Origin of the sequence: Cellulosimicrobium cellulans (assembly GCF_016907755.1) — a bacterium.
GTDB classification, from domain to species: domain Bacteria; phylum Actinomycetota; class Actinomycetes; order Actinomycetales; family Cellulomonadaceae; genus Cellulosimicrobium; species Cellulosimicrobium cellulans_D.
This window is the reverse complement of the sequence record NZ_JAFBCN010000001.1, coordinates 1,367,930-1,392,331: the sequence shown is the minus strand read 5'-3', so window position 1 is coordinate 1,392,331 and position 24,402 is coordinate 1,367,930. Positions and strand designations below refer to the sequence as shown.

The 24,402-nt window shown below is 73.5% G+C and carries 17 protein-coding genes; 9 read left to right on the top strand and 8 right to left on the bottom strand.

What is annotated here, in order from left to right; genetic code table 11:
• Positions 1–169 precede the first annotated feature (169 nt).
• The 3 genes from JOE63_RS06020 to JOE63_RS06010 all read left to right on the top strand — a co-directional run bounded on the left by JOE63_RS06020 (position 170) and on the right by JOE63_RS06010 (position 2,944).
• A complete protein-coding gene (locus JOE63_RS06020; RefSeq protein WP_204539922.1) occupies positions 170–967 on the top strand; it encodes an ABC transporter ATP-binding protein in 798 nt (265 codons plus the stop codon).
• A 118-nt stretch (positions 968–1,085) separates the two neighbouring features.
• A complete protein-coding gene (locus tag JOE63_RS06015) occupies positions 1,086–1,523 on the top strand; it encodes a YciI family protein (RefSeq protein ID WP_204539919.1) in 438 nt (145 codons plus the stop codon).
• Positions 1,524–1,561: 38 nt separating this feature from the next.
• Positions 1,562–2,944 (top strand): RNA polymerase sigma factor, encoded by a 1,383-nt coding sequence (locus JOE63_RS06010; protein WP_204539916.1) that lies wholly within the window; start codon positions 1,562–1,564, stop codon positions 2,942–2,944.
• A 33-nt stretch (positions 2,945–2,977) separates the two neighbouring features.
• On the opposite strand, the gene JOE63_RS06005 is transcribed toward JOE63_RS06010, so the two are convergent.
• The gene (locus tag JOE63_RS06005; protein WP_204539913.1) at positions 2,978–4,027 is read right to left on the bottom strand and encodes an aldo/keto reductase; all 1,050 of its coding nucleotides are present in this window, start codon (positions 4,025–4,027) and stop codon (positions 2,978–2,980) included.
• A 31-nt stretch (positions 4,028–4,058) separates the two neighbouring features.
• Complete coding sequence (locus JOE63_RS06000; protein WP_204539910.1) at positions 4,059–5,105, bottom strand: LacI family DNA-binding transcriptional regulator; 1,047 nt, start codon at positions 5,103–5,105, stop codon at positions 4,059–4,061.
• A gap of 322 nt (positions 5,106–5,427) precedes the next feature.
• Between JOE63_RS06000 and JOE63_RS05995 the strand changes: the two genes are divergently transcribed.
• The 3 genes from JOE63_RS05995 (at position 5,428) to JOE63_RS05985 (ending at position 11,982) form a co-directional block, all read left to right on the top strand.
• Positions 5,428–7,701: a discoidin domain-containing protein gene (locus tag JOE63_RS05995; RefSeq protein ID WP_204539907.1), complete on the top strand. Its 2,274-nt coding sequence runs from the start codon at positions 5,428–5,430 to the stop codon at positions 7,699–7,701.
• 240 nt (positions 7,702–7,941) lie between these two features.
• Positions 7,942–9,261: a DUF1996 domain-containing protein gene (locus tag JOE63_RS05990; protein ID WP_239576634.1), complete on the top strand. Its 1,320-nt coding sequence runs from the start codon at positions 7,942–7,944 to the stop codon at positions 9,259–9,261.
• 102 nt (positions 9,262–9,363) lie between these two features.
• Entirely contained in the window at positions 9,364–11,982 is a 2,619-nt protein-coding gene (locus tag JOE63_RS05985) for a discoidin domain-containing protein (protein ID WP_204539901.1), read from the top strand.
• Positions 11,983–12,273: 291 nt separating this feature from the next.
• On the opposite strand, the gene JOE63_RS05980 is transcribed toward JOE63_RS05985, so the two are convergent.
• On the bottom strand, positions 12,274–13,299 hold the full coding sequence (locus JOE63_RS05980) for a 3-oxoacyl-[acyl-carrier-protein] synthase III C-terminal domain-containing protein (RefSeq protein ID WP_087472779.1): 1,026 nt from the start codon (positions 13,297–13,299) through the stop codon (positions 12,274–12,276).
• Positions 13,300–13,444: 145 nt separating this feature from the next.
• On the opposite strand from JOE63_RS05980, the gene JOE63_RS05975 reads away from it, so the two are divergent.
• Positions 13,445–14,497, top strand: coding sequence for a hypothetical protein (locus JOE63_RS05975; RefSeq protein WP_204539895.1), 1,053 nt, complete (start codon positions 13,445–13,447; stop codon positions 14,495–14,497).
• Between the two features lie 50 nt (positions 14,498–14,547).
• Here JOE63_RS05975 and JOE63_RS05970 read toward each other — a convergent pair whose 3' ends face one another.
• From JOE63_RS05970 to JOE63_RS05950, 5 genes are all read right to left on the bottom strand, one after another.
• Positions 14,548–16,092, bottom strand: coding sequence for a UxaA family hydrolase (locus JOE63_RS05970; RefSeq protein WP_204539892.1), 1,545 nt, complete (start codon positions 16,090–16,092; stop codon positions 14,548–14,550).
• On the bottom strand, positions 16,089–17,522 hold the full coding sequence (locus JOE63_RS05965) for a Gfo/Idh/MocA family oxidoreductase (RefSeq protein WP_307839962.1): 1,434 nt from the start codon (positions 17,520–17,522) through the stop codon (positions 16,089–16,091). Before JOE63_RS05965 ends, JOE63_RS05970 begins: the two co-directional genes overlap by 4 nt.
• A gap of 138 nt (positions 17,523–17,660) precedes the next feature.
• Positions 17,661–19,007 (bottom strand): ABC transporter substrate-binding protein, encoded by a 1,347-nt coding sequence (locus JOE63_RS05960; RefSeq protein WP_087471147.1) that lies wholly within the window; start codon positions 19,005–19,007, stop codon positions 17,661–17,663.
• Positions 19,008–19,107: 100 nt separating this feature from the next.
• Positions 19,108–20,085 (bottom strand): carbohydrate ABC transporter permease, encoded by a 978-nt coding sequence (locus tag JOE63_RS05955; RefSeq protein ID WP_204539889.1) that lies wholly within the window; start codon positions 20,083–20,085, stop codon positions 19,108–19,110.
• On the bottom strand, positions 20,078–21,001 hold the full coding sequence (locus JOE63_RS05950; protein WP_087471145.1) for a carbohydrate ABC transporter permease: 924 nt from the start codon (positions 20,999–21,001) through the stop codon (positions 20,078–20,080). The genes JOE63_RS05955 and JOE63_RS05950 overlap by 8 nt, the downstream gene beginning before the upstream one ends.
• Positions 21,002–21,242: 241 nt before the next feature.
• Here JOE63_RS05950 and JOE63_RS05945 point away from each other — a divergent pair, with 241 nt between their 5' ends.
• Together JOE63_RS05945 and JOE63_RS05940 are read left to right on the top strand one after the other, a co-directional pair.
• Positions 21,243–23,222 (top strand): DUF6807 family protein, encoded by a 1,980-nt coding sequence (locus JOE63_RS05945; RefSeq protein ID WP_087471144.1) that lies wholly within the window; start codon positions 21,243–21,245, stop codon positions 23,220–23,222.
• Complete coding sequence (locus tag JOE63_RS05940; protein ID WP_204539886.1) at positions 23,219–24,358, top strand: Gfo/Idh/MocA family protein; 1,140 nt, start codon at positions 23,219–23,221, stop codon at positions 24,356–24,358. The genes JOE63_RS05945 and JOE63_RS05940 overlap by 4 nt, the downstream gene beginning before the upstream one ends.
• Positions 24,359–24,402: the final 44 nt, after the last annotated feature.

The window sequence follows — 24,402 nt, the reverse complement described above, 5'->3', positions numbered from 1 at the left end:
AGGCTACCGCGCCCGATGCTCCCGGCCCGACCGGCCCGCGTCGAGACGCCGCGCGGGACCGCGACGGGCCCCGCGTGAGCGACGCCACGGAACTCCGCGGTAGCGTCGTTCGTCGGACGAGCGGGAGCCCGGACCGCCCGCCCGGACCCCGACGACCAGAAGGTGACCCATGAGCACGACGACGACCCCGATCCTGCGCGCCACCGGCCTCGCGGCCGGCTACGGAGGGCCCGACGTCGTGCACGGCATCGACCTCGACGTCGTGCCCGGCACCCCGCCGGTCGGGATCGTCGGCGAGTCGGGCGCCGGCAAGTCCACGGTCGTGCGGGCGCTCGTGGGGCTCGTGCGCCCGACCGCGGGGCACGTCACGTACGCCGGTCGCACGGTCACCAAACTCTCGCGCCGCGACAAGAAGCAGTTCACCGCCGACGTCCGCCGCGTCTCCCAGGACGGCCTCGCCGGGATCGGGATCGACCCGCGCTGGACCGTCGACCGCACGCTGTCCGCCGCGCTCAAGGACGCGCGGCGCGCCGGCCGCCCGAGCGGACGGTCCGTCGAGGACCTGCTCGGCGACGTCGCGCTCGATGCCCGGTACGCGCCGCGCACGATCCACTCCCTCTCCGGGGGCGAGAAGCAGCGGGTCGCGCTCGCCGTGGCGCTCGCCACGCGCCCGCGCGCCCTGCTCCTCGACGAGCCGCTCACCGCCGTCGACCCGGCGATGCGCGGCGACGTCGTGCGACGCCTCGGCGACGCGACGGCCGAGCTCGGCACCGCGGTGCTGCTCGTCTCGCACGACCTGGAGCTCGTCGAGCGCCTGTGCCCCACCGTGCACGTGCTCGCCGACGGGACCTTCGTGACCTCCGGGGCGCTGCGCGACGTCTTCGCCGGCACCGCCCCGGGCGCCGACCACCCCTCGGTTCGTGGGCTCGCCGAGGCCGCCCCGCTCGCGGTGCAGCGCTTCCGCTGACGCACTCCGGAAACTCGTCGGCGGCGCGTGTCGAAAACCGGGGTGCGCCGTCCGACGTGAAGGTGAACGCGCCTTCACGACACTAGGGTCGAGGAGGCACTCACCGAGGAGGAACGTCATGCGAGTCATGGTCATGATCACGGGCAACGGGGCCGACGAGGACAAGATCGCCCCCACGCAGGAGATGCTCGCCCAGATGGGCGCGTACAACGAGGAGCTCGTCAAGGCGGGCATCATGCTCGACGGGCAGGGCCTGCAGCCCACCGCCAAGGCCGCGCGCGTCGTGTTCAGCGGGGGCGAGACGTCGGTCGTCGACGGTCCGTTCACCGAGTCCAAGGAGATCGTCGCCGGGTACTGGATCTGGCAGGTCTCCTCGCTCGAGGAGGCCGTCGAGTGGGCGCGCAAGTGCCCGAGCGACCCGAGCTCCGGGCTCGAGGAGGTCCTCGAGATCCGGCCGATCTTCGAGATCGAGGACTTCGGCGCCGAGTACACGCCCGAGCAGCGCGAGAAGGACGAGCGCCTCGCCGAGCAGATCCGCGCGCAGCAGGGCTCCTGAGCCCCCGCTCCGGGCAGCGGTAGGACAGGGGTACGACGATGACCGACGTCTCCCGCACGGTCGAGGCCGTGTGGCGCATCGAGTCGCCACGGCTCGTCGCGGGCCTGGCCCGGACCCTGCGGGACGTCGGCCTCGCCGAGGAGGTCGCCCAGGAGGCGTTCGTCGCCGCGCTCGAGCAGTGGCCCGAGCAGGGCGTCCCCGACAACCCCGGCGCGTGGCTGACGACGGTCGCGCGCCGCCGCGCCGTCGACCTGGTCCGCCGCGAGCGCACGCGCGACGCGAAGTACGCGCGGCTCGCGGCGGACCTCGCCGCGCCCGGTGCGGGGTCCGGCGCGGCGACGACGGCGGTCGCGCACCCCGGCGACGGCGGCGCGGTCCTCGTGGGGTCGGTCCCGTCCCCCGACGCGATCGTCGAGGACCCCGTCGGCGACGACCTGCTCGCGCTCGTCCTCGTCGCCTGCCACCCCGTGCTCCCGCGCGACTCCCGCGTCGCGCTCACCCTGCGACTCGTGGGAGGCCTGACGACGGACGAGATCGCGCGCGCGTTCCTCGTCCCCTCCGCGACCGTCGGGCAGCGCATCTCCCGCGCCAAGCGGACGCTCGCGGAGGCCAACGTCCCCTTCGACGTCCCGCAGGCCGACGAGCTCGCCGCCCGCGTGCCCGCCGTGCTCGAGGTCGTGTACCTCGTCTTCACCGAGGGGTACGCCGCGACGTCGGGCGACACGTGGGTGCGGCGCGAGCTCGCGGAGGACGCCATGCGGCTCGGCCGCGTGCTCGCCGGGCTGCTGCCGGGCGAGCCGGAGGTGCACGGTCTCGTCGCGCTCATGGAGCTCCAGGCGTCCCGGTTCGCGGCCCGGTCAGGACCCGACGGCGAGCCCGTGCTGCTCCAGGACCAGGACCGCGCGCGCTGGGACCGGCTCCTCCTGCGGCACGGCCTCGCCGCGCTCGACCGCGCGCTCGCGCTCGGCACCCGCGCCGGGAAGGCGCTCGGCCCCTACTCGCTCCAGGCCGCGATCGCCGCGTGCCACGCACGCGCCGCGACGTGGGCGGACACCGACTGGGAGGCGATCGTCGCGCTCTACGACGCGCTGGCGTCGGTCGCCCCCTCCCCCGTGGTCGAGCTCAACCGCGCCGTGGCCGTGGGGTACGCGGACGGCCCCGAGGCCGCGCTCGTCGTGCTCGACGCCGTCGCGGACGACCCGCGCCTGGCCCGCCACCACCTCTACGGCGCGGTGCGCGGCGACCTCCTGACCCGGCTGGGCCGGCACGCCGAGGCCGCCGACGTCCTCGAGCACGCCGCCGCCCTGGCCCCGACCCGCCACGAGCGCCAGCTCCTCCTGGAGCGCGCCGCCGCGGCATCGTCGTCCGCCGACCAGCACCCCGCCCGTGGTCGCGAGGTAGAACCCCCGGGCCCGAGGTAGAGCCCCGCGAGCTCTACCTCGGGTCCGGAGGTTCTACCTCGCGAGGGCGGACTCGATCGCGTCCGACTCGTCGGGGGTGAGCGGGGGTGCCGAGAGCGCGGCGACGTTGTTCTCGAGCTGGCGGACGCTGCTCGCGCCGATGAGCGCGGACGTGACGCGGTCGTCGCGGAGCACCCAGGCGAGGGCGAGCTGGGCGAGCGTCTGGTCGCGGCCGGCGGCGATCTCGTTCAGCGCGCGAGCCTTCCCGAGGTAGGACTCGTCGAGGTTCTGCTCGGACAGGAACGGCGAGTCCGGGCGGGCGGCGCGCGACCCCTCGGGCGCGGAGCCGGAGAGGTAGCGGTCGGTGAGCAGGCCCTGCTGGAGCGGCGAGAACACGATGGTGCCGACGCCGAGGTCGCCGACGACGTCGAGCAGCGACTCGCTCTGGACGCCGTCGTACCGGTCCTCGTGCGCCGGGTCCTCGACGTGCCGGTTGAGCATCGAGTAGCTGGGCTGGTGGATGAGCAGCGGGGTGCCGAGGTCGGCGAGGATCGCGGCGGCCTCGCGCGTGCGGGACGGCGAGTAGTTCGAGACGCCGACGTAGAGCGCCTTGCCCTGCTGGACGGCGTCGTGCAACGCCCGCATGGACTCCTCGAGCGGCGTGCTCGGGTCCGGGCGGTGGTGGTAGAAGACGTCGACGTAGTCGAGGCCCATGCGTGTCAGCGACTGGTCGAGCGACGACAGGAGGTACTTGCGCGAACCGCCGTCGCCGTACGGGCCGGGCCACATGTCGTACCCGGCCTTGGAGGAGATGACGAGCTCGTCGCGGTACGCGCCGAGGTCCTGGGCGAGGTGGCGGCCGAAGTTCTCCTCCGCGGAGCCGTACGGCGGGCCGTAGTTGTTCGCGAGGTCGAAGTGGGTGATCCCGAGGTCGAACGCGCGGCGCAGCACGGCGCGCTGCGTCTCGAACGGGTTCACGTCACCGAAGTTGTGCCAGAGACCGAGCGAGATCGCGGGCAGGTCGAGGCCGCTGCGCCCCGTCCGGCGGTAGGTCATGGTGTCGTAACGGTCGTCGGCGGCGACGTAGCGCGGGGCGAGAGGCATGGGCCCATTCTGCCCCTCCGGCGCGGTGGGGCTACGCCGAGTCCCGCACGACGAGCACGGGGTCGAAGATCCGCGACGTGACCCGTGGCTCGCCGGTCTCGACCTGTTCCAGCAGGAGGCGCGCCATCTCGGCCGCCATCTCCTCCACGGGCTGGCGCACGGTCGTGAGCGCCGGGCGCGTGAGCGTTCCGGCGGGGCTGTCGTCGAACCCCACGACGGCGACGTCGTCGGGCACCCGGCGTCCCTGCTCGCGCAGCGCGTGGACCGCCCCCTGCGCCATGACGTCGTTCGAGACGAAGACGCCGTCGAGCCCGGGGGCGGTGCGCAGCAGCTCGAGCATCGCGGCCTCGCCGCTCTCGACGGTGAAGTTGCCCTCGACGCTCGGGACGTAGGCGTGGCCCCGCCGGGCCATCGCGGCGCGGAAGCCCTCGAGGCGGTCCCGGGCGGCGAGCACGTCGAGCGGGCCCGACACCACCCCGACGGCCCGGCACCCGCGGTCGAGGAGGTGGTGCGCGGCGAGGCGTGCCCCGTCGGCGTTCGCGACGTCGACGTAGCTCACCGGCAGCGGGTGCGGCGGCCGGGCGAAGAGCACGGTGGGGCGGCCCGTCGCGAGGAGCTGCTCGGGGAGCGGGTCGTCGGCGTGGGTCGAGACCAGGAGCGCGCCGTCGGCGTTGCCGAACCGTAGGTAGGACACGACCTGCCGCCTCGCCTCGTCACCGTCGGCGAGCATGAGCACGGGGTGGACGTCGTGCGGCCGCAGGGACCGCACGAACGACCCCACGACGCGGCCGAAGAACGGGTCGGCGAGCAGGCGCGGGAGGTGCAGGCCGTCGTCGGGGACGGGCTCGGCACCGGAGACGACGACCGCGACCGTCCCGGTCCGCCGCGTGACGAGGGAGCGGGCGGCCCGGTTGGGCACGTAGCCGGTCGCCGCCACGGCCTCGAGGACGACCTCCTGGACCGCGGGGGCGACCTTGCGCTTGCCGTTGACGACGCGCGAGACCGTCGCGCGCGAGACGCCCGCGACACGGGCGACGTCGTCGAGCGTCGGCGCCCGGTGCTGCACGTCTTCGCTCACACCCCGACGATAGCAGGGGTAAGAGCGCTTTCCCCGACCGCCCCAGCGCGGGACGAGCCTGGTCCGCTTCCCGTTTTCTTACTAACCAGTTTGTCAGACTTACTGCCCGTTTTCGCACGGTTTATGGGCTTATTCCCACCAGGCCGAGCGCCTGCTGCGCTTGACAGCCCCCGTGAGCGGGTGAAAACTCGGGCCTCGGGTAAGAGCGCTCTCCCTGCTTCACAACCTCAGTCGCGGCGCCGCGGCTGAGGGCACGGCTCGACGACGAACTGTGCCCCGGGTCGATGCAGACCTGGGGCGGACGGAGAGGTAGACGAACACGATGCGCACCACATCCCCCACCGCCCCCGGGCGACCCCGCAGACGCCGAGCGGCCCGCGCCGCGCTCGCGACGATGGCCTCCGGCGCGCTCGCGGGAGCGGCGCTGGTCGTGCCGGCGGCGACCGCGAGCGCCGAGCCGGTGCTCCTGTCCCAGGGCAAGCCCGCCACCGCGTCGTCCGTCCAGGACGACTGGACCGGGTACGCCGCGAGCAACGCCGTCGACGGCGACCTCGGTACGCGCTGGTCCAGCGCCTGGAGCGACCCCCAGTGGCTCCAGGTCGACCTGCAGCAGGACGCGAGCGTCGACCGCGTCGAGCTCGTCTGGGAGGGCGCCTACTCGTCCGCGTACCAGGTCCAGGCCTCCGACGACGCCTCCACGTGGCGCACGCTCTACTCCACGACCCAGGGCGACGGCGGCACCGACGTGCTCGACGTGGACGGCGAGGGTCGCTACGTGCGCGTGCTCTCGACCGCGCGCCCGGGCGGCTACGGCCACTCCCTCTACGAGTTCCGCGTGTTCGGCGAGGCGGGCGGCTCGGGGCCGACCGATCCCACCGACCCCACGGACCCGACCGACCCGTTCCCCGACTACGTGCACCCCGGCCACCCGGCGGTCCCGGTCAAGGACTCGGGCCCGAGCGTCGTGAAGGTCGTCGGCGGCAACGGCGACTGGGACCTCCAGGTGGACGGGCAGCCGTACACCGTGCGCGGGTTCACGTGGGGCGGCACGAGCGCCGAGGAGACCGGCCCGCGCATGCAGGGCCTCGCCGACATCAACGGCAACACGACCCGCACCTGGGGCACGGGCGCCGACTCGCGCGCGATCTTCGACGCCGCGGCCGAGCACGACGTCCGCGTCATCGCGGGCTTCTGGCTCATGCCCGGCGGCGGGCCGGGGTCGGGCGGCTGCATCGACTACCGCACCGACACGACCTACAAGAACGACACCAAGGCCGACATCCTGCGCTGGGTCCAGGAGTACAAGAACCACCCGGCCGTGCTCATGTGGAACATCGGCAACGAGGCGATCCTCGGCCTGCAGAACTGCTACTCGGGCACGGACCTCGAGGAGATCCGCAAGGCGTACGCGTCGTTCGTCAACGAGGTGAGCGTCGCGATCCACGCGATCGACCCCAACCACCCGACGTCGAACACCGACGCGTGGACCGGAGCCTGGCCGTACATCCGGGACAACGCGCCCGACCTGGACCTGCTCTCCATCAACGCCTACGGCGACGTGTGCAGCATCGCGAGCGCGTGGGAGGCCGGGAACTACGGCAAGCCGTACGTCCTCACCGAGGGTGGCGCGGCCGGCGAGTGGGAGGTTCCGGACGACGTGAACGGCGTCCCGGACGAGCCCACCGACATCGAGAAGAGCCGCGCGCTGCCGCTGTCGTGGAAGTGCCTCATGGAGCACGAGGGCAAGGCGCTCGGCGCGACGTTCTTCCACTACGGGGTCGAGGGCGACTTCGGCGGGGTGTGGTTCAACATCACGCCCGGCAACAACAAGCGCCTCGGCTACCACGCGATCGCCAAGACCTGGGGCGTCGACCTCGCGGGCGTGAACACCGCCCCGCGCATCACCGGCATGGCGATCCCGGGCTCGACGGCCGTGACCGCCGGCGCCACGCTGGACTTCGACCTCGCCGCGACGGACCCCGACGGCGACCCGATCAACTACGTCGCGTTCTTCAACAGCAAGTACGTCGACGGCGCCGGGGGCCTCGCCTGGACCGAGCTCACGAGCAAGGGCCAGGGGAAGTTCTCGGTCACCGCGCCCTCCCGGCTCGGCGTGTGGAAGCTCTACGTCTGGGCCGAGGACGGGAAGGGGAACGTCGGGGTCGAGACGCGTTCGTTCCGCGTCGTCGCACCGCCCGTCGCCGGGACGAACATCGCGCAGGGCAAGACCACGACCGCGTCGAGCTTCGACCCCTGGAACGGCAACTGGTCGCCCGGTCAGGCGACCGACGGCGACCAGGGCACGCGCTGGGCGAGCAACTGGAACGACGACGAGTGGCTGACGGTCGACCTCGGCTCGGTCCAGGCGTTCCAGCACGTCCAGCTCGTCTGGGAGTCGGCGTTCGGCAAGGCCTACCGGATCCAGACCTCGAACGACGGCCAGTCCTGGACGACGGTCCGCACGGTGACGGACGGCGACGGCGGGGTCGACAGCCTCGACGTCGCGGGCAACGGCCGCTACGTGCGGCTCAAGCTCGACGCGCGCGGCACCGCGTGGGGCTACTCGCTGTTCGAGCTCGGCGTCTACCAGCGCTGACACACAGACGTCCGGGTGGGGGCGGCGGCAACCGCCCCCACCCGGCACGGCGCCCGGTGACAGACGCCGGGCGTGCCCATCATCCGCGCAGCGTCGCGCGCTCCTGCCCGAGAGGCTCCGCAGCGCGCGACGACCCTCGAAGGAGGAAGCATGCACGGCACGACACGCACCACCACGCTATCGCCTCCCCGGCACGGCAGACGCCGCGCCGGGACACGCCGACGTCGGATCGCCGCGACGATGACAGGCGTCCTCGTCGCGTCGACCTCGGTGGTCGTCACGACGAGCGCCGCGGCCGCCCCGGACACCCTGCTCTCCCAGGGCGCGCTCACCTCGGCGTCGAGCTCCGAGTCCGGCGGCCTCGGGCCCCGGTTCGCGGTCGACGGCGACCGGGCCACCCGCTGGGCGAGCCAGCCGAGCGACGACCAGTGGCTCCGCGTCGACCTCGGCGAGGCGCACGACCTCGACCGCGTCGTCCTCGACTGGGAGGCGGCGTACGGCAAGGACTTCACGGTCCAGGTGTCGCAGGACGGGCAGTCCTGGACGACCGTCGCGACCGTCGCCGACGGGACGGGCGGCGTGCAGTCGTTCGACGTCGACGTGGCGGGACGCTACGTCCAGGTCGTCGGCACGGAGCGCGGCACCCAGTACGGCTACTCGCTGTACGAGCTCCAGGTGTTCGGCGACGGCGACGCGCCGGACCCCGAGGAGCCGCCGGAGTGGGACGACGAGGTCACGCACCACGAGTTCCAGGCGAACTGCTCGTTCTCGCACTTCCTGCCCGACGACCCGATCGTCTTCCCGGGACAGCCCGGGAAGTCGCACCTGCACACGTTCGTCGGCAACCGCGTGACGGACGCGTTCACGGTCCCGGAGGACCTGTTCGAGAACACCGACTCGACCTGCACGGTCCCGCAGGACCACTCGTCGTACTGGTTCCCGGCGATCGAGAAGAACGGGGTGCCGATCGAGCCCGACATCCCGATGACGATCTACTACAAGTCGGGGATCGACGACTACACGAAGGTCCAGCCGTTCCCGCCGGGGCTGCGGTTCGTGGCGGGCGACATGATGGCGACGTACGACGAGTTCCGGACCGCGCCGGGCGCCGTCGAGGGCTGGGAGTGCGGCGACATCTCGAAGAGCTGGGACATCCCGGCCCACTGCCCCGAGGGCACCGAGCTGAACATCCGCTACCAGGCGCCGAGCTGCTGGGACGGCATGCACCTGTCTCCCGACGCGGCGTCGCACATGGGTCACGGCACGCACATGGCGTACCCCGTGGACGGGCAGTGCCCCATGACGAACCCGATCGCGGTCCCGATGATCGAGTTCAAGATCGCGTGGCCCGTGAGCGGTGACATGTCCGACGTGAGACTCGTGAGCGGCTCCGACCAGTCGTGGCACTACGACTTCATCAACGGCTGGGAGCCCGAGGTGCTGGAGCGCCTCGTGGAGCACTGCATCAACGGCGGGCTCCAGTGCAACCCGCGCGGCTACGACCTCTACAAGCCGCACCGCGGCACGGTCCTCGACGAGAACTACCAGCTCGTCGGCTGACACCCCACCGCCCGACGGGTGCGGCGTCGTCGACCTCGACGGCGCCGCACCCGGGGCACGGTCGTGCCCGGCACGACCCACCGACCCGAAGAAGGCAGGACCATGCATCTCCGACCTACGGCCAGGCTCCGCCTGGCCTCCCTCGCCGCAGGGCTGACCGCGGCGTGCGTCGCGGCGCCGCTCGTGGCTGCCGCAGCGCCCGTCTCGACCGCGGCGGAACCCGTCAACCTCTCCCAGGGCAAGCCCGCGACCGCGTCGAGCGTGCAGGGCGACTACGCCGCCGCACGGGCCGTCGACGGCGACCTGAACACCCGCTGGGGCAGCGAGTTCGCCGAGGGCCAGTGGCTCCAGGTCGACCTCGGCCAGGTCTCGACGCTCTCGTCCGTCGCCCTGAGCTGGGAGGGCGCGTACGGCAAGGGCTTCCGCATCGAGGCGTCCGACGACGGCTCGACCTGGCGCACGCTGCGGACCGTCACCGACGGCGCGGGCGGGCAGCAGACGCTGCCCGTGTCCGGGACCGGGCGCTACGTGCGCCTGCTCGGCACCGAGCGCGGCACCGGCTACGGCTACTCGTTGTGGGAGCTCCAGGTGTTCGGCACGCCCGGGACCGGCGGCGGCCCGGTCGACCCGGTCGACCCTGGCGACGACTGCACGGCGAACGCCGCGCTCGGGAAGGCGGCGACGGCGTCGTCCGCCGAGGGCGCGTACGCCGCGGGCCTCGCCGTGGACGGCAAGGCGGACACGCGCTGGAGCAGCGACTTCTCCGACGCGCAGTGGCTCCAGGTCGACCTGGGCGCGATCAAGCCCGTCTGCGGGATCGAGATCGACTGGGAGGGCGCCTTCGGCAAGGGCTTCCGCGTCGAGACGTCCGACGACGGCGCCCTGTGGCGCACGCTGCGCACCGTGACCGACGGGACGGGCGGCAAGCAGGCCCTCGACGTCACCGGGTCCGGCCGCTACGTCCGGCTCGTCGGGACCGAGCGCGGCACCGGCTGGGGCTACTCGATCTGGGAGCTGCGCGTGCTGACCACGGGCGACGGGACCGGGAACCCGGGCACGGGTGAGCCGATCGAGGGCGGCGGGGACCTCGGGCCGAACGTGCACGTGTTCGGCCCCGGCACCCCGGTCGCCGACATCCAGTCCGCCGTCGACGCGGCGTACGCCGCGCAGGAGGAGAGCCAGTTCGGCCTGCGCCGCGACCAGTTCCTGTTCGAGCCCGGCACGTACCCGGTGCACGTCAACGTCGGCTTCAACACCGCGGTCAACGGCCTCGGCAAGAACCCCGACGACGTGAACATCACGGGCGGCGTATGGGCCGACGCGGAGTGGTTCGAGGGGAACGCGACGCAGAACTTCTGGCGCTCCATCGAGAACCTCGCCGTCACCCCGACCGGCGGCGACATGCGCTGGGCCGTCTCGCAGGCGGCCCCGATGCGGCGCATCCACGTCAAGGGCAACCTCATGCTGCACTCGTCGCGCTACGGCTGGGCGTCGGGCGGCTTCACGGCCGACTCGATCGTCGACGGCCAGGTCCGCGGCTACACGCAGCAGCAGTGGTACACGCGCGACTCGACGCTCACGGGCGGCTGGGACGGCACGCTGTGGAACATGGTGTTCTCCGGCACCGAGAACGCCCCGCCGACGACGTTCCCCGAGCCCGCGGTCACCACGCTCGACACCACGGGCACGATCCGCGAGAAGCCGTACCTCTACCTCGACGGCGACGACTACGCCGTCTTCGTCCCGTCGCTGCGCGAGGGCACGCGGGGCGCGACGTGGAAGAACGGCTCCACGCCCGGCACGTCGATCCCGCTCGACGACTTCTACGTCGCGCACCCGGGCGACACCGCCGAGCACATCAACGCCGCGCTCGACCAGGGCCTCCACCTCCTGCTCACGCCCGGCGTGTACGACCTCGACGAGACGATCGAGGTGAACCGCGCCGACACGGTCGTGCTGGGACTCGGCTACGCGACCATCGTGCCCACCGCCGGACAGACCGCGCTGCAGGTCGGCGACGTCGACGGCGTCCGGGTCGCGAGCGTCCTGTTCGACGCCGGGGCGGCCGAGTCGCCGAGCATGCTCACCGTGGGCACGGACGGCTCGAGCGCCGACCACGCGGACGACCCGATCTCGATCCACGACGTGTTCGTGCGCGTCGGCGGCGCGCACGCGGGCAAGGTCGACAGCGCGATCGTCATCAACGCGGACGACACGATCGTCGACCACATCTGGTCCTGGCGCGGCGACCACGGCGAGGGCATCGGCTGGGACGTCAACACCGCCGACTACGGCCTCGTGGTCAACGGCGACGACGTCGACGGCTACGGCCTCTTCGTCGAGCACTACCAGAAGTACAACACCCTGTGGAACGGCGAGCGGGGGCGCACGATCTTCTACCAGAACGAGCTCCCGTACGACCCGCCGAACCAGGCCGCGTGGAACCACGACGGCATCCGCGGGTGGGCCGCGTACAAGGTCGCGGACCACGTGCGCAACCACGAGGCCTGGGGCCTGGGCTCTTACTGCGTGTTCACGTCCGACGCGTCGATCGTGTCCGACAACGGGTTCGAGGTCCCGATCACCCCGGGCGTCAAGATGCACTCGCTGCTGACCGTCTCGCTCGGCGGGGTGGGCACGTACGAGCACGTCATCAACGGCGTCGGCCCCCGCGCCAGCGGCGTCGAGACCGTCCCGGCGAAGGTCGTCAGCTACCCGTAAGGGAAGCCGAGCAGCCGGTATCGGACAGTCACGGCAGTCGCTCTCCACCCCGTGCAGGGGCCGGGTCGACGGCGACCTCACCGGACTGTCACCGCCGACGGTTGACGAGATGCGAGTTGTTGCCCCTCCACGGACGGAGGAGAGGGCAACGACTCGCATCTCGTCGTCGGGCCGGGCCAGGCGACCGGAGGCGACCCGACCGCTCGACCCCGGGCGACCCGAGGCGCTCGAGCGGAGGCAACCCGAAGAACCCGCCCAGCTCGGGCCGGCCAGGCGCGGCGCGAGCCGGTGTCAGCGGGTCGGGGTCTCCACGACCTGGCCGGCCCAGGCGAACCCGCCGCCGAAGCCGAAGAGCAGCGCCGGGACGCCGGCGGGGATCTTGCCGGCGTGCCACCACTTGGAGAGCCCGAGCGGGATGGACGCGGCGGAGGTGTTGCCGGACTCGACGATGTCGGTGACGACGATCTTGGACTCCAGCCCGAGCGACTTCGCGAGGGGCTCGATGATGCGCAGGTTGGCCTGGTGCGCGACGAGCACCTCGATGTCGTCGAGCGCGACGCCGGAGCGCTCCACGACGGAGCGCGCGCGGTCGGCGGCGCGCGTGATGGCCCACTTGAAGACGGCGCGGCCGTCCTGGGCGAACTTGTCGGCGGGCGACTCGATGAGCACGGCGGGGGTGAGGTCGGGCTCGGAGCCCCAGGTCACGGGCCCGACACCGGGCTCGTCGCTCGCGCGCAGCACGGCCGCGCCTGCGCCGTCGGCCGTGAGGATGCACGTGCTGCGGTCGGTCCAGTCGGTGAACGCGGTGAGCTTCTCCGCGCCGATGACGACGGCGGTGCGGGCGGAGCCGGCGCGGATCGCCTGGTCGGCGAGGCCGACGGAGTGGGCGAACCCGGAGCACGCGACGTTGACGTCGAGCACCGCGGGCCCGACGACGCCGCGCAGGTCGAGCTCGGACGCCTCCTCGGGCGTGGACTGCCCGGGCATGACGCCGGTGCGCAGGTGGTAGGCGACGCGGCCCGCGGTGTTGGGCGATCGGTCGGTCGCGGTGGCGGTGGCGACGATGACGAGGTCGACCTCGGCGGGGTCGACACCGGCGTCGGTGAGCGCGTGGCGCGCGGCTGCGGTGGCCATGTCGGCGACCGTCGTGTCGTCGTCGGCGACGTGCCGCGTGACGATCCCGGTGCGCGAGCGGATCCACTCGTCGTTGGTCTCGACGAGCTGCGCGATGTCGTCGTTCGTCAGCGTCTTCTCGGGCTGGAAGTGACCGAGGCCGGCGATGCGCGACCCGGCCGCGCCGGTGGCGGGAGTGAGCATGAGGTCGATCATGTCACGCGTCGCCGCGCCCGAACGACCTCGTCACGCGTCGCGGACGGACCCCGCCGCGCACCGGACCGGTGACATCACGCCCGCTATCCCCTACCCTGCACTTGACGTTCTCTTGACCGAGAAGAGGGTCGTCATGACCGCATCGCGCGACGACCTCGACGGACCCACCGCCGCTCCGCCGGTGGACGCCCCGGGCTGGGGGTCGGCCTCGGAGCCAGCCGCCGGGCTGACGGGCCTGCCCGGCAACCCGGGGTTCCTCAGCCCCGGCGTCCCGGCGTTCGCCGTGCGCGACCGGCACGGCAGGGCCGTCGTCGAGACCCCGCTCTCGCCGCGCGCCCAGACGCGCTACCTGACCCGGCTGGTCCTCGGCTCCGGCGTGCTGGTGGCGGTCGTCGGCGGGGTCGCCCTGGCTCTGCTCGCCGGCCACCTGCTCGGCCCTGGCGCGCTGCCGGGCGGTCGCCCGGCGCCGTGGTGGCTCGTGGTCGCGCTCGCCGTCGTCGCGCTCCCCGCGTGCGTCCTCCTGCTGGGCGTCCACACCGTCTCCCACGGTGCGAGCGGCTCGGCGCGCGTGGCCTCGCGCCTGACGTGGGCCACCGCGCTCCTCGCGCTCGCGCTGGGGACGGGGACCGTGGTCGGGCTGGACCTGGCCGGTGTCGCCCACCCGCTCGCCCGGGACCTCGCGCTCGAGCCGCTGCTCGCGCTCGCCGGCGTCGCCGTCGGGGCGCTGGCGTGCGGCGTGGTCGCCGTCCTCGCGACGACCGAGGCGCAGCTCGAGGCGCGAGCCGTCCAGGAGCGCCTGCGCACGCTGCGTCGTGACGGGGTCCGCACCCCGGGCTCGCTGGTGGACCGGAGGTACCAGGGTGCGTGGACCGACGACGCGCGACCCCGGTTCGACGCGACCGTCGCCTACGGGCCGCCGGGGGTGGAGCGGAGCGTCGAAGTCCTGCTCGTCGCCCCGCAGGACCGCGTGCCCCTGCCCGGCGCGCCGGTCGTCGTCGTGCACGAGGTGCGTGACGCCGCGGACGCCGCGGACGCCGTCGCGCGGTCCCGCCGACGCGGCCGCCAGCCCGCCCCCGACCGCTGGCTCGACGACCTCCTGCTCGTCGAGCTGGACCAGTCACGACCCGTGGCCTACGACCCCGACGTCGCGGCGTTCGCGAAGGAAGAGTCCGCGAGCGGCTCCTGAGCCACGACCACGGCTCTACCTCGGGCTACCGGAGCTCTACCTCGCGGGGGTCAGGTGACCGTGCCGAGCTGCCACGGGACGAACTCCTCGCCGCCGAGGTCGAGCTCCTCGCTCGCCGTCTCCTCCCCCGAGGCGACGGCGAGGATGCGCGCGAAGATCTCGTCGCCCACCTCCTCGAGGGTCGCGACGCCGTCGACGACCCGCCCGCAGTCGATGTCCACATCGTCGCCCATGCGCGCGGAGAGCTCGCTGTTGGTCCCGAGCTTGATGGTCGGGGTGGGCTTGCAGCCGAACACCGACCCGCGACCCGTCGTGAAGCACACGACCGTCGCCCCGCCCGCGACGAGCCCGGTGACGGAGACGGGGTCGTAGCCGGGGGTGTCCATGAACACGAAGCCCGGGGTGTCGAGCGGCTCGGCGTACTCGTGCACGGCGGCGAGGTCGGCCTGCCCGCCCTTGGCGACGGCGCCGAGCGACTTCTCGAGGATCGTCGTCAGGCCACCGGCCTTGTTGCCGGGCGACGGGTTGTTGTCGAGCGTGCCTCCCCCGGCCTCGGCGTAGCCCTGCCACCACTCGAGCCGGTCGAGCAGGCGCTGCCCGACCTCCCGCGTGACCGCCCGGCGCGTGAGCAGGTGCTCGGCGCCGAACACCTCGGGCGTCTCCGCGAGCGCCGACGTCCCGCCGTAGGCGACGAGGCGGTCGGACGCGATGCCGAGGGCCGGGTTCGCGGTGATGCCGGAGTACCCGTCGGAGCCGCCGCAGTTGAGACCGAGCACGAGCTCGGACACGTCGCGGTCGGTGCGCTCCCAGCGGGCGTCGATGTCCTCCACCATCTCGCGCACCGCCGCGACGCCCGCGCGGACGGTGGCCCGCACGCCGCCCGTCTCCTGGATGGTCAGCGTGCGCACCACCGTGTCCGGCGACAGGTCCGCCCCCGCGAGCACCGTGTCGACGGCGATCATCTCGCAGCCGAGCCCGAGGACGAGGACGCCCGTGACGTTGGGGTGCGCGGCGTACCCGCGCAGCGTGCGCAGGAGCACCTGCGCACCCTCGCTGGTCGGCACGAGGCCGCACCCCGACTGGTGCGTGAGGGCGACGACGCCGTCGACGTCCTCGTACGCGTCGAGCGCGAGCCCGCGGAACTGGTCCGCGATCATGCGCGCCGTGCTCGCGGAGCAGTTGACCGACGTGAGGATCGCGACGTAGCTGCGCGTGCCGGTTTTCCCGTTCGCACGCCGGTAGCCGCGGAACGTCGGGCGCGGTCCGGGCGGCACCTCCAGCGCGGTGCGCACGGTGGCGAGCTCGTGCTCGCGCTCCCCCGGTGCGTACCCGAGGTTCTGCGTGTGCACGTGCTGGCCCGCGCGGACGTCGCGCGTCGCGACGCCGATCACCTGCCCGTACTTGTGCACGGGGTCGCCCGCGGGGACGTCCCGCAGCGCCACCTTGTGCCCGCGCGGGACGGCGTCGGCCACCGTGACCGTGCCGCCCGCGGCGAGGTCGACGGCGTCGCCCGGCGCGAGGTCGCGCGTCGCGACGGCGACGTCGTCCTCGGGCCGCAGGACGAGCACGTCGGCCGCGCGCGCGGTCGCGGTCACGACCGCACCGCCGACCGCGGCGCGGCGGTCGCCGTCGCGGGGCGCTCGAGCGACACCCCGAGGTCGGCGGTGCGCACGACCTGCCCCGTCTCGAGCGAGCGGTTCACGGCCACGCCGACGGCGACGCTGCGCAGGCCGTCGACGTAGCCCGCGGCTCGCTCGAGCGGGTCCTCGCCCGGGCCCCGGAACACGTCGGCGAGGAGGAGACGGTCCCCTCCGCCGTGCGAGCCCTCGCCCTCCTCGATGACGACCTCGCGCGCGGGCTCCCAGTGCCGCTGCACCACGAGCCGTGCGCCGTAGGGTCGGACGTCGCTCGCCCCGGGGTCGTGCACGGCGCTCGGGTCGACGGCGGGGCGGCGCTTGCCGTCCGGGCCCAGGTCCTCCGCCGCGCGTCCGGACTCGACGTGGGCGCGCTCGACGACGTCGAGCTCGGCCCGGCCGCGCGTGCCGTTGACCGCGACGCGGTACCCCTCCCACGGGCTGTGCGCGGTCAGGGAGTAGGTGAGGGTCGCGCCGCGCCGGTAGCCGACGAGCGCGCCGATCGTGTCCTCGATGGTGACGCCCGGCGCGAACACGTCGCGGTCGCGGACGTAGCCGTCCTCGGCCTCCGCGTCGAGGTAGAGCGCGCGCAGCGTGTCGTCCGCGGCGAGGTCGATCCCGTACGGGTCGTCGGGCGCGGCGTCCCGCCCGAGGCCGGGACGCTCTCCGGAAGGGCGCCCGGCGCCGTCGTCCCCGTAGAAGCGGAGCCCGCCACGTGCCGCGACGCTCTCGGGGACGTCGTCGAGCCACCAGTTGACGAGGTCGAAGTGGTGGCTCGCCTTGTGCACCGCGAGCCCGCCCGAGGCGGCCTTGTCGCGGTGCCAGCGGCGGAAGTAGTCGGCACCGTGGACCGTGTCCAGCAGCCACTCGAAGTGCACGGAGACGACGTCGCCGATCTCGCCCGACGCGATGACGCGCCGCAGCGCGGTGTTGCGCGGCGAGTACCGGTAGTTGAAGGTCACCGTGAGCGTGGCCGACGAGCGCTCCGCCGCGGCACGGATGCGCGCCATCCCGGCGGCGTCGGTCGTGAGCGGCTTCTCGCACACGACGTCGACGCCGGCCCCGAGCGCCGCGACGACGTAGTCGGCGTGGGCGTGGTCGGGCGTCGTCACGATCAGCGCGTCCACCGCCTGCTCGGCGAGCATCCGGCCGAGGTCGGACGGCTCGTAGCGGGGCAGCGGCCCGAGGCCCGCGGCCTCCAGGCGACGGTCGTACCAGGCGGCGCGCACGGGGTTCGGCTCGCACCACGCGACCAGGTGCCCGTCCGGGCGGTGCTCGCCGAGCAGCGCGTCGACGAACATGCGCGCGCGGTGCCCGGTGCCGGCGAGGGCGTAGCGGCGCGGACGGCGGGTCGGCGCGGGCTCGGACGGGATGGTGCCGGGGTGGTGCACGGGTCTGCGGTCCTCTCGGGGTCCTGGGTCAGGTCGGGGTGGGCGGCGCGGTGGAGAGCTGCGGAGGTGCGGCCGGGCCGGTCCGTGGGGCGACGGGCCGGCCCGGCCGGTCAGGGGTGGCGGGAGACCACGGCCGGGCTACTGCCCGATGGCCGCGCCCACCTCGTCGAGGAACTGCGTCGCGGCGTCCTGCGGCGACTTCTGCTCGAAGAGCACCTCGGTGTTGATGCGCTTGAGGATCTCGACGACGTCCCCGGCGCCCTGCGGCGGGACCGGGGGGCCGTCGACGATCTCGGAGCCGAGCGCCTCGAGGAAGTCCGCGGCCTGCTTGTCGGCCGGGGACAGGCTGTCCTTCACGGCAGCGCGCACCTCGGTGTTCGCGGGCAGGCCGCGGTCGGACAGCATGAGCGCCCCGGCCTCGGGGTCGTTGAGCAGGAAGTCCACGAACTTGGCGGCCGCCTCGGGGTGCTCGGACGTCTTGGCGACCGAGTAGTACATCGCGGGCTTGAAGTACATGCCCGTGCGCTCGCCCTCGGACTCGCCCGGGAGGCGCAGGAGCTGCAGGTCGCGACCCGACGCCGTGCTGATGGCGCCGAGCTGGTTGGTCCACCACATGCCCATCGCGCCCTGGTTGGTCCCGAGGAGCGAGCCCTCCGGACCGGCGCCCTCCAGCTCGACGGACCGCGCGGCGTCGGGCTGGCCACCGCCCGCCTGGAGGTCGAGGGAGAGCTGGAAGAAGTCCGCGACGGTCTCCGCGGAGACGCCGAGCTCGCCCTCCGGCGTGTACAGCGCCTCGCCGCGCTGCCGCGCGAGGATCGACAGGCCCGCCTCGTTGAAGCCGTAGTCCTGCGTGCCGTAGATGCCGTCCGTCGCGCCCGCGCTCACCGCGTTCGAGACCGCGACGTAGTCCTCCCAGGTCCACGTGGAGTCGTCCGGGACCTCGACGCCCGCGTCGGCGAACACCTGCGGGTCGGCGAGCACCGCGTAGGCGTTCACGCCGGTGGGGATGCCGTAGAGCGCGCCGCCCGTCTCGCCGGAGCCCACGACCGACTCGTCGATCGTGCTCGTGTCGATGTCGAGCGACCCGAGGTCCGCGAGGACGCCGCGCGAGGCGTAGTCCGCGAGGTAGCGCTCCTCCTGCGTGATGACGTCGGGCGCGTCGCCGGCGGCGACCGACGTCGCGAGCTTGTCCCAGTACCCGCCCCAGTCGGTGTAGTCGGGGACGACCTGGATGTCGGGGTTCTCCTCCTCGAAGAGGTCGATGATCTGCTGCGTCGTCTGGTGGCGGGTGTCCGACCCCCACCACGAGAAGCGGATCTCGACGGGCCCGGACTCCGCGGCGGACGACTCGTCGTCGCCGCCCGGGTTCGCGACGCCGCCGTCGCCGCTGCAGGCGGTCAGGGCGAGGGCACCGACGGTCAGTGCGGCAGCCAGCGCCGCGCGGCGCGTGCCGGGCCGACGCGAGCGGTGGATCGAGGTGTTCATGACTCTCCTTGTGCGTGACGGGACGTCGTCGTTCTGTCGTGCGGAGCGGTGCCGGACGGCACCGGGAGACCCGCGGGCAGGCGCCCGCGAGCGGGAGGAGCTACTTGATCCCCGTCGTGGCGATGCCCTTGACGAGGTACTTCTGACCGAAGAGGAAGACGAGGAACACGGGGACCAGGGAGACGATCGACATGGCGAACATCGGCCCCCACGAGCTCTGGCCCGTGGCGTCGACGAACGTGCGCAGCGCGATCGGGACCGTGTACATGTCCGGCTTGGTCAGGAAGATGAGCTGGCTGAAGAAGTCGTTCCAGGTCCAGATGAAGGTGAAGATCGCGGTGGTCGCGAGCGCGGGCAGCGCGAGCGGCATCATGATGCGCAGGTAGATCCGCCCGTGCCCGCAGCCGTCGAGCCGCGCGGCCTCGTCCAGCTCCTTGGGGATCCCGCGGAAGAACTGGACCATGAGGAAGATGAAGAACGCGTCCGTCGCGAGCAGCTTCGGCACGATGAGCGGCAGGAACGTGTTGATCCACTCCAGGGAGGAGAAGAGCACGTACTGCGGCACGATCACGACGTGGATCGGCAGCATGATCGACATGAGCATGATCGCGAACCAGACCCCGCGGCCCCGGAACTGCAGGCGGGCGAACGCGTAGGCCGCCAGCGAGCACGACACGAGGTTGCCGAGCACCGACCCGAGCACCACGACCGCGGAGTTGAGCAGGTAGTGGCCGAACGGGTGCGTGAGCGCGTTCCACCCGTCGGTGTAGTTGCCGAGGTCGACCGCGGACGGGATGAGGCCCGGCTCGCGGAAGATCAGCGCCGAGGGCTTGAAGGAGCTCGCGAGCATCCACAGCAGCGGGTAGAGCATGACGAGCCCGAACGCGACGAGCAGCACGTGCTTGAGCACGGACCGGACGCGCGCCGACCGCGCACGGCGCCGGGGGCGCGGGGCGGTGGGCGGCGCGTCGGCCGCGAGCTGGGCGAGCGTCGACCGGGCGCGGTCGCCGGGGGCGGCGTCCTCGGTGACGACGGCGTCGGTGGGGGTCCCCGTGGCGGGGTGCGTGGTGTCAGTCATCGTAGAAGACCCAGTACTTCGAGGCGAGGAAGTTGACGAACGTCATCCCGCCGATGATCAGGAGCAGGAACCAGGCCATCGCCGACGCGTAGCCCATCTCGAGCGAGCCGAAGCCCTTGAGGTAGAGGTAGAGCGTGTAGAACATCGTCGAGTCCGCCGGCCCGCCGGTCCCGCCGCTCACGACGAACGCCTGCGTGAACGACTGGAACGCGTTGATGAGCTGCAGCACGAGGTTGAAGAAGATGATCGGCGTGAGCATCGGCACCGTGATCGAGCGGAACTGGCGCCACCGGCCCGCGCCGTCGATCGAGGCCGCCTCGTAGTACATGCGCGGGATCTGGCGCAGCCCGGCGAGGAAGATGATCATCGGTGCCCCGAACGTCCACACGTTGAGGGCGACGAGCGTGCCCAGCGCGTAGTCCGGGTGCGAGACCCAGCCCTGCCCCTCGATCCCGACGAGCGCGAGGACCTGGTTGATGAGCCCGTCGGCGCCGAAGACCTGACGCCACAGGATCGCGATCGCCACGCTCCCGCCGAGCAGCGAGGGCAGGTAGTAGATCGAGCGGTAGACCGCGAGCCCGCGCAGGCCCTTGTCGAGCAGGAGCGCCAGACCGAGCGCCGCGGCGAGCTGGAGCGGCACGGAGACGAACACGTAGGTGAACGTCACCTGGAGCGAGTTGAGCAGCCGCGGGTCGGCGAACATCCGCTCGTAGTTGTCCCACCCGATCCAGCTCGGCGCCTGGAGCAGGTTGTAGTCCGTGAAGGACAGGTACAGCGACGCGACCATGGGTCCCGCCGTGATGAGCGCGAGGCCCACGAACCAGGGGGCGAGGAAGAGCGCCGCCGCCCTACCGTCCCCCTTCTTGCGTGCGGGCCGCCGCGCGGCGGTCCCTCGCGCGAGCTCGGTCACCGCCATGCGAGACCCTCCTCGCACCTCGTGCCGGTCATCCGTCACCCTCCGGTCGTCGTCGATCGGTAGTCCTGCGTTCCCCCGTCGCGGGGAAACCGGTTGCTGGGTGAGGACCGTAGCACATGTGGAACCGGTTTCCCATGGTGTACGGTCAGGTCATCGCGCAGCACCGGCCGACCCCGGGGAGCGCGGGCACCACGCTGCCGTGCGTGCCCGCAGCGCGCGGACCACGACTCGAGGGAGAACGATGGCAAGCGTGAGCACACGGCGAGGCGGGGTGACGATCGCGGACGTCGCGACCGCCGCGGGCGTCTCCCGGGCGACGGTGTCGCGCGTCATGAACGGCCGCGCGACGGTCGACCCGGAGATCAGCGCGCGCGTCCGCCAGGCCGCGGAGGACCTGAGCTACCGGCCGAGCAACGTCGCGCGGAGCCTGTCGCTCGGACGGACCAACACGGTCGCGCTCGTCGTCCCGGACCTGGGCAACCCGGTCTTCCAGCAGATCCTGCGCGGGGTGACCTCCGCGGCCGCCCCGGCCGGGTACCGCGTCCTCGTCGCGGACACGGCCGAGGACCCCACCGAGGAGGCCGCGATCGCGCTCGAGGCGCGGCTGCGCTGCGACGCCCTCGTGCTCGTCTCCCCGCGCATGCCCGCGACCGAGCTCGCGCGCCTCGTCCCCGACGTCGCGCCCGTCGTGCTCGTCAACCGCGAGCTCGCGCCCACGGGCGAGGCGGCCGTGCCGTCGCTCGTCGTCGACTACGCCGACGCCGCGGCCCAGGTGCTCGAGCACCTGCTCTCCCTCGGCCACCGTCGGGTCGCCTACCTCGCCGGCCCGCCCGGCAGCGCCTCGGACGCGCTCCGGCGCACCGGGCTGCGGCGCGTGCTCGACCGCACGCCGGACCTCGAGCTCGTCGAGCTCCCCGCGGGGCCCGACATCGCCGCCGGGCACGCCGCCGTCGACGAGGTCCTCACCGCCCGCCCGACCGCCGTCGTCGCGTTCAACGACCTCGTCGCGTTCGGCCTGCTCGCCGGGCTCAACGAGGCCGGCGTCGCCGTGCCCAAGGACATGTCGGTCGTCGGCTTCGACGACATCGACCTCGCGCGCTTCGCGACGCCGTCGCTCACGACGGTCGCCGTGCCGCAGGCCGAGCTCGGTCGCCACGCGTGGAAGGAGCTCTCCGCGCTCATCGACGACACCGTGCCCGCGTCCCGCACCACGCGGTTCGAGCCCCGGCTCGAGGTCCGCGCGACGACGGGACCCGTCCCGCGCCAGGTCGCTCGGGCCCGCGTCGCCCCGGCCGCCGAGCCTGCCGGCGCGGTCGTCGTCGAGAGCGCCGGAGCCGGGCCGGCGGACCAGCCCGTGCCGCGCGAGGTCCGCTGGACCCCGGACGGCGAGGCCGTCGTCCTGCGCGCCGGCGACCTGCGCCTGGCCCGCTACCAGCAGGGCGACCGCATCCCCGCCGTGCACGCGCCGCGCTCCTACCTGCACCCCGTCCACACCCTCGCGGGCGTCCCCCTCACCGACGCCGGGCCGGTCGACCACCGGCACCACTACGGCGCCTCCATGGCCGTCGCCGACGTCAACGGCACCTCCTACTGGGGCGGCCGCACGTTCGTCGCCGACGTCGGCCCGACGCTCCTGCCCAACCACGGCCGCCAGGTGAGCCACGCGCTCGCCGTCGACCCCGTGGAGCAGCACCTCCTGCACGACGGCGTCCGCTGGCACGACGAGCAGGGCGTCCCCCAGCTCGAGGAGGACCGCCGCCTCGACGCGTGGGTGCTCGACGACGAGACCTGGGTCCTCGACTGGCGCTCGACCCTGCGCGCCGAGCGCGGGGCGCTCGTCATCGGGTCTCCCGCGACCAACGGCCGGCCCGGGGCCGGGTACGGCGGCTTCTTCTGGCGCCTGCGCACGGCGACCTCGACGAGCGTGCTCAGCGCGTACGGGCACGGCGAGGAGAGCGCTCACGGCAGCACCTCGCCGTGGGTCGCGTTCGTGCAGGAGCACCCCTCCCACACGACGACGCTGCTCCTGGTCCAGCAGGGCGAGACGGTGCCGTGGTTCCTCCGCGCGTCCGAGTACCCCGGGGCCGGCCCGGCCCTGGCCTGGGACGCGCCCCGGACCATCCCGGCGGGCGGCACGGTCGAGACGGGCGCGCGCGCCGTGCTCGTCGACCGCGGGCTCGACCTCGACGAGGCCGCGGCGCTCGCGGAGCGCGTCCGGTGAGCGACGTCCCGCGGGCCGCCGTCCCGGTCGCGGTCGTCGGGGTGCACGGGCACGGCGGGTCCCACCTGCGCACGGTCGCCGCGCTCGCGGAGCAGGGCCGCGTCCGGCTGAGCGCGGTCGTCGACCCGCGTCGCCCCGACGACGCCCCCGCGCCCTGGTTCCCCACGCTGGGCGACCTGCTCTCGTCGTCCGACGCGGCCGTCCGCCCCGAGGTCGTCGTGATCTCGACCCCGATCCCGACCCACCTCCCGCTCGCGCGCGCCGCGATGGAGGCGGGCGTCGACGTCCTGCTCGAGAAGCCGACCGCCGCGTCGCTCGCGGAGCACCTCGCGCTGGTCGAGGTGGCCGAGCGCACGGGCCGCCGGTGCCAGGTGGGCTTCCAGACCTTCGGCTCGCACGCGGTCGACGCGGTCGCCGAGCTCGTCGCGGACGGCGAGATCGGCGACGTCGTGGGCATCGGCGCCGTCGGCACGTGGGTGCGGACCGCCGGCTACTGGCGCCGCGCCCCGTGGGCGGGTCGACGCCGGCTCGACGGGCGCGACGTCGTGGACGGGGTCGTCACCAACCCCCTCGCCCACGCGGTCGCGACCGCGCTCCGCATCGGCGGCGCCCGCACCGCCGAGGACGTCGCGCACGTCGTCACCGACCTCTGGCGCGCCAACCCGATCGAGGCGGACGACACGTCGTCGCTGCGCGTCGTCGCGCGCGACGGCCTGCCCTACGGGTTCGGCCTCACGCTCTGCGCCCCCGAGCGCACCCCGGCGCGCGCGCTCGTGCTGGGCACGGACGGCGACATCACGCTCGAGTACGAGCACGACCGCGTCCTGCTGCGCTCACCCCGTGCCCAGGTCGAGAAGACGTACGGACGCACCGGGCTCCTGGAGGACCTCCTCGCCGCCCGGCGCGACCCCGAGCGGCGGCTCGCGTGCGACGTGCGCGACACCGGCGCGTTCATGCGCGTCGTGGAAGCCGTGCGGAGGGCGGCGGACCCTCGCCCGCTCGACCCGGCGGCCGTGACGTGGACGGGCGAGGGCGACGACCGGCGTCCCGTCGTCGACGACGTCGCGCGCTGGTGCGAGGAGGCCGCGCGCACGGCCCGGACGTTCACCGAGCTCGGCGCGCCCTGGGCGCGCTGACGCTCCTCGGGTGACGTAGCGTCGGGACGTCCCGCCGTCCCGCG